Source organism: Mesorhizobium sp. M7A.F.Ca.AU.001.01.1.1, assembly GCF_004022735.1.
Classification (GTDB): domain Bacteria; phylum Pseudomonadota; class Alphaproteobacteria; order Rhizobiales; family Rhizobiaceae; genus Mesorhizobium; species Mesorhizobium ciceri.
On record NZ_RZPF01000425.1, the window covers coordinates 1 to 5731 of the forward strand.

Here is a 5731-nt window from a genome sequence, read left to right on the forward strand (position 1 = left end):
TCGTAATGACGACATTGGTGGCAAGACCCGGCGCGAAGGGTTTTACCAGAACATGGGTGCGCTGATTGTCACCGGTGCCGCTTGCGGTATCGCCAATGACCCAGCGCACGGTGTCGCCAGCCGACACGGCGGTTAGTTTCTCGCCCGGCTGCAGAGCGATGTCGGTCACGCGCTCCGGCGCGGCATAGAGTTGATAAAGCGCGCCATCGGTGAAGGGGTAGACTTGCACGGCATTAACATACCCGTACTTGGTGGGTTGCTGGGTCGCGGCTTTGTTGGCATCAGCGACGCGTTCTTCAGGGGGGCGCTTGTCCTCGGCCTTGCCGGGCTCGGGCTGCATTTGGCCAGGCAGCGGCAGTGGTTTTGGCACCTCGACAATTCTAATCGGCCTCTCCGGCGCCTTTTCGATCGCGGCCGGTTTGAAGTCGGCAGCGTCATAGGAAATCTCAGGCGGCGGCACCTTCTTCGATGCACAAGCGGAAACGACCGCTGCCGACACCGATAGGATCAGCACGGCACGAATCGGTGACATTTTACCTTTCATTGGTGGACTCCGTCGGAGAAAGGGGGGTTGGGACGGCGCTGTCGAGCTCGCGTGACCAGTCAATGGCATTGATGAAGACGCCGAGCGGATTCTTGCGCAGCTGATCCGTATTGCTTGGCGAGCGAATCACGATCGTGAGGATCGCAGTCCAGCGCATCGTGCTGGCAAGGCTTCCGCGCTCAAACACCTGCTCGGTCCATTTGACCTGGAATGAACTTTCGGAGGCTCTGACCACGCTGGTGACCTGTACCGAAACACTGCGCGTTCCGATCTGACCGAAGGGGTCGTTCGCCTTGGCGTATTCGTTGAGGAAGAGCGCTGCGCGATCGCTAGCAAAGTCGTACGCTGCCAACCAGTTCTGCCGTACCAAAACCGGATCGGTGGAAACGGAACGGACATTCTGGATGAAGCGGCCGAGATGCCAGGCGATCTGAGCATCCGAGGGCTCATAATTCCGGATCGCCGGCGCGACGGCGCGCGTCTCGCCGAAGCCATCGACCTCGACGACATAAGGCACGACACGGCTTTGCATCGACTGCCATACGAGTCCGCCGGAAAGCCCGGTCGCCAAGGCCAGGCAGCCAAGGGCCATGATCCGCCAGTTCCTGGCCTGCAGTCGAGATGAGCCGATGCGCTCGTCCCACAGCTGGGCGGCTTTTTGATACGGCGTGACCGGTTCGGGTGTTTTGCCGTAACGGTGCACGGGTCGCTTGAAGAGCATCTAGTCATCCTTGTCGTTGAGAGAGGGGGTGGCGCTGCCTCCCGGCCGGTCTCCGTCTCGGACAGCTTGCATGGCAGCGTGGCGATTTGCACGGGCGGTCTGTTCAGAACGTAGGCGCCTTGCCCACGTCGGCGCCGAAACAGTGGCCGAACCGGCAGAGCGTTCGGTCATTGGCGCTGTCGGCGTGCCGCCGGTCGCGGTCCACGCGGCATCGCGCCCGGCATCGGCGTTGCGCCCAACACTTGCAGTGGCGGATCGCGCTATGCGTATAGCGGCGCCGCCAGCTGCACTGGTTACACCATGCATTCCAGCAGCCACACCGGAGAGGCCAGCGTCGGGCGAGGTTGCGCGCCCGATCTGCCATGACGTGGAAGCAGCCGATCCCATTGTTGTGCCGGCTCGGATGGCGGCGACACCGCCGCTGGTTGCCATACGCGCGCCAGCAAATGCTGTGCCTCCAGCAACGAGTGATACACCCGCTGCCGCCGCGGTCGTGCCGAGGGCGGCGCCCGCCCCAAGCTGCGGTGCGCCTGAGACAAGACCCGACGCGATCCCCGGCCCAAAAATGCCAAGGCCAAGCAATGCCAGTGCGCCCAGTACCTGGGACATGGCACCGGCAAGATCCGGCTCCTTGCCTTGCAATGCGGAAGCGAACTCCCCGAAGAGCGTGGAGCCGATACCGACAATGACGGCGAGCACCATCACCTTGATGCCTGACGAGATAACATGGCCGAGCACGCGTTCGGCCAGGAACGCTGAACGGTTCCAAAGTGCGAATGGAACCAAAACAAAACCTGCCAGCGTGGTGAGCTTGAACTCAAGGATGGTGATGAAAAGCTGGATGGAAAGGATGAAGAAGGCGATGATGACCAGGAACCAGGCCATCAGCAGCACGAAGATGGTCAGTGCGTTGCCGAAGATTTCCGGGAAGCCCAGGAGCTGACTGGCTTGGTCAAGCATTGGCCAAGCACCTTCGAAACCGGTCGCGGCAATGCGGCCCGGGCGCAAGAGATTGTCTGCCGACAGATTGCCGGCCGACGCCTTAATCCCGAGACCGGCAAAAGAACGATAAACGATATCGGCGAGGTTCTTGAAATTGTTCAGAATGAAGGCGAAGACGCCAACATAGAGCACCTTGCGGACAAGCCGGCCGAGAACGCTGGTTTCGTCGCCGAGCGCCCACGCCAGGCCGGCAAGTGTGATGTCAATGCCGATCAGAATGGTAGTGAGGAAGGCGAGGTCGCCCGATAGCAGACCGAACCCGCTGTCGATGTAGCGGATGAAGGTCTCCATGAAGCGATCGATGACGCCAAGGTCGTTCATGCCGCTGCCTTTCTCGTCGTGATGAACTCGTGATTAATTGCCGGGATAAGCCGAGCCGGTACCCAAGAATCGCTTCGTCATCTCGCGGGCGGCTTCGTCTGACTGGGCCTTGCGGGCGGCATCCTCGGCCTCAGCTCGAAACTGCGTTGCGAGCAGCGTCTGGATCTGCATCTGCTGTTTTGTCGAAAGCGCCATCAGCTGGTTGGTGGCCTGGCTTGCCTGAAGCGCACCGGCCGCCCCTTGGCTGCGGTTGACGAGATCGGCGAGCAGATCGCCGTCGGCGCGGACGTTCTCGACGATTTGCGACTGGACACCCATGGTCTGGCGGAACGCCTGCATGGCGGTTTGCCAACGCTCCCGCGCAGCACTCGCCACATCGCTGACTTTGATCGTGGCGTCGTAGCTTTCCGGATATTGGCTGCGCCACTGGTCTTGAAGCTTGCCCAGATCAAAGCTGAGGCCACTCGCCTGGTCCATCAAGCCGTCGATGCGATGGAGCGAACCGGTGAGTTGGCCAACGGAAGAGAAATCCAGACGCTGAAGATTGCGCGCCATGTTCTGCAGCATGGTCGCCTGATTCTGCAGCGACTGGATCTGGTTGTTGATCTGCTCCAATGCGCGCGCGGCCGTCAGCACGTTCTGCGCATAATTGGACGGATCGAACACGATAAGGGCGTAGGCGGGCTGCACATAGTCGGCCATAGGCTTGGCGATCAGGGAAACGGTGATCAGGCCGGAGAGAAGGCGTCGCCGCATCATGAGAATTGCTCCTTGTCTGGTTGAGGGAATTGCTTGAGAAGTTCGCCGGCCCAATCGAGGCCGCGCGCGATCAGGAACTGCGAGGCAAAGCTGCCTTGCCCGTCTTCGGACATGATCCTGTCGATCAGAGTCTGCGTGGCCGGATCGGAAGCACCGCAAAGCGCAAGAGCGATGGGGCCAAGCTCGAGCTCGAACAGACGGTTGCCGCGGCGCGATTGCAGATAATACTGACGCTTCGGCGTGGCGCGGGCGATCAATTCGATCTGCCGCTCGCTTAAACCGAAGCGCTCGTAGGCTGTGCGCGCCTGGGGTTCCACGGCACGATCATTGGGAAGGAAAATGCGCTGCGGGCAGCTTTCGATGATTGCCGGCGCTATGCCAGAGCCCGCGATATCAGCCAGCGACTGCGTAGCGAAGACAACCGACACGTTCTTCTTTCGCAGCACCTTCAGCCATTCGCGGATGCGGGCGGCGAACAGCGGATTGTCGAGATAGACCCACGCCTCGTCGAGCATGATCAGCGTGGGCCGTCCGTCGAACCGTTCCTCAAGTCGCTGGAACAGATAGGTAAGCACCGGCAGCAAAGCGCTTTGGCTGTGCATTAACTCCTCGGTCTCGAAACACTGCACATCCGACAAGGCCAGCCCATCATGATCGGCATCGAGCAGGCGGCCGAAGGGACCGTCGAGCGTGTAGGGCATCAATGCGGTCTTCAGCGCATTGGATTGAAGCAGGACCGAAAGACCGGTCAGTGTGCGTTCCTGCGCCGGCGCGGTGGCAAGGCTGGCCAGCGCTGACCAAATAGCCTCCTTCACCTCCGGCGTGACGGTGACGTTCTCGTGGGCAACAAGGCTGGCGATCCATTCGGCCGCCCAGCTTCGGCTAGCCTGGTCGTTGATGCTGCGCAGTGGCTGAAAGGCAAGGGAACCGTCCGCTCCTAGCGCGTGGTGTTCTCCACCCATGGCAAGTGTTGCAGCACGGGCCGAATTGCCTTTGTCGAAGACATAAACCTGGGCGCCGGCGTAGCGCCTGAACTGCAGAGCAATCAGAGCAAGCAGAACCGACTTGCCGGCGCCGGTCGGACCAACAACCAGCATGTGGCCGACATCTTCGACGTGGGTGGAAAGCCGAAACGGTGTCGACCCACTGGTCTCGGCAACGAAAAGCGGTGGCGCTTCGGTTTGGGTGACTTTCGCGAGATGCTCGTTTGTCGCAGGACCGGCCCAAACCGACGACAGCGGCATGAGATGGGCAAGGTTCAATGTATGAACGAGCGGTTGGCGAACGTTAGCGTAGACATGGCCAGGCAATGAGCCGAGCCAAGCCTCGACCGCATTGACGCCTTCTCGGATCGTGGTGAAGCCGAGCCCATTGATGATGCGCTCGACCGCGCGAAGCTTCTCTGCAGCGGCTTGGCGATCCTCGCCCCACACCGTCACGGTGGTGGTGAGATAGCCGAAACTCACATGATCACCGCCCAATGCCTGAAGGGCTTCGTCGGCATCGAGCGCCTTGTTGTCGGCATCGCTATCGACAAGCGGGACCGGCTCGTTGGTAATGACCTCGCGTAGGATTGCCACGATCGATTTGCGCTTGGCAAACCACTGCCGGCGCAATCGCGTCAGCGTCTTCGTGGCTTCCGTTTTCTCGAGCGGAATGAAGCGCGTCATCCAGCGATAGGCGAAATCCTGATGATTGAGGGTATCGAGGATTCCGGGCCGGGTGAGGTTCGGAAAGCCGAGGATGGTCAGTGTGCGAAGATGCTGCTCACCCAGCATCGGCTCCAGGCCACCGGTAAGCGGCGCATCGACCAGGATTGCATCCAGATATATCGGCGTTTCCGGGGCCATGATAGGATGGCGACGAGGCGAAATCGTGCCGTGGAGGTAGGTCAACGTCTGAGCATCATCGAGGACGCGTACTTCGGACATGAAACCCGAGAAGAGATCGAGCACGCGGTTGGTCTCGTCACGGAACCTCGCCAGATCCTGGCGCCAGTCTCTTTCTCCTCGGGAATAATGAGAGTCGACGAGCGTGCTTTCTGCGCGCGCCTGGGCGTCCGGCGGTGGCATAAACACCAAGGTCAGATGATAGCGGCTCTCGTAGTGCGCTACCTTCCCCTCGAAAGCAGCGCGGCGTTCTTCGTCGACCAGCCACGACGCGGCGTCAGGAAAATGCGAGTTCGGATAGCCCAGCGCTTCTGTGCGCTCGGCCTCAAAGAACAATGCCCAGCCAGAGCCAAGGCGTCTGAGAGCATTGTTCGCCCGGGCGCAAATGCCGACGAGTTCAGCCTCCGTCGCACTTTCGAGATCCGGGCCGCGGAACCGCAACGTCCGCTGAAAGCTGCCGTCCTTGTTGAGCACGATGCCGGGCGCCACCAAGGC

Annotated in this window: 5 protein-coding genes; all 5 read right to left on the bottom strand. The window is 60.9% G+C overall.

The annotated features are described in order from the left end of the window. A partial coding sequence (locus tag EN884_RS23140; protein WP_245491971.1) for a TrbG/VirB9 family P-type conjugative transfer protein occupies positions 1-544 on the bottom strand: 544 nt, incomplete at its 3' end. Further along, positions 534-1265: a conjugal transfer protein TrbF gene (trbF, locus tag EN884_RS23145; RefSeq protein WP_063169230.1), complete on the bottom strand. Its 732-nt coding sequence runs from the start codon at positions 1263-1265 to the stop codon at positions 534-536. The genes EN884_RS23140 and trbF, both read right to left, overlap by 11 nt. Then, positions 1266-2588: a P-type conjugative transfer protein TrbL gene (trbL, locus tag EN884_RS23150; RefSeq protein WP_063169231.1), complete on the bottom strand. Its 1323-nt coding sequence runs from the start codon at positions 2586-2588 to the stop codon at positions 1266-1268. A gap of 33 nt (positions 2589-2621) precedes the next feature. After that, positions 2622-3347: a P-type conjugative transfer protein TrbJ gene (gene trbJ / locus EN884_RS23155; RefSeq protein WP_024502854.1), complete on the bottom strand. Its 726-nt coding sequence runs from the start codon at positions 3345-3347 to the stop codon at positions 2622-2624. After that, the coding region (gene trbE, locus EN884_RS23160) for a conjugal transfer protein TrbE (RefSeq protein WP_128360754.1) at positions 3344-5731 on the bottom strand (2388 nt) is incomplete at its 5' end. The genes trbJ and trbE, both read right to left, overlap by 4 nt.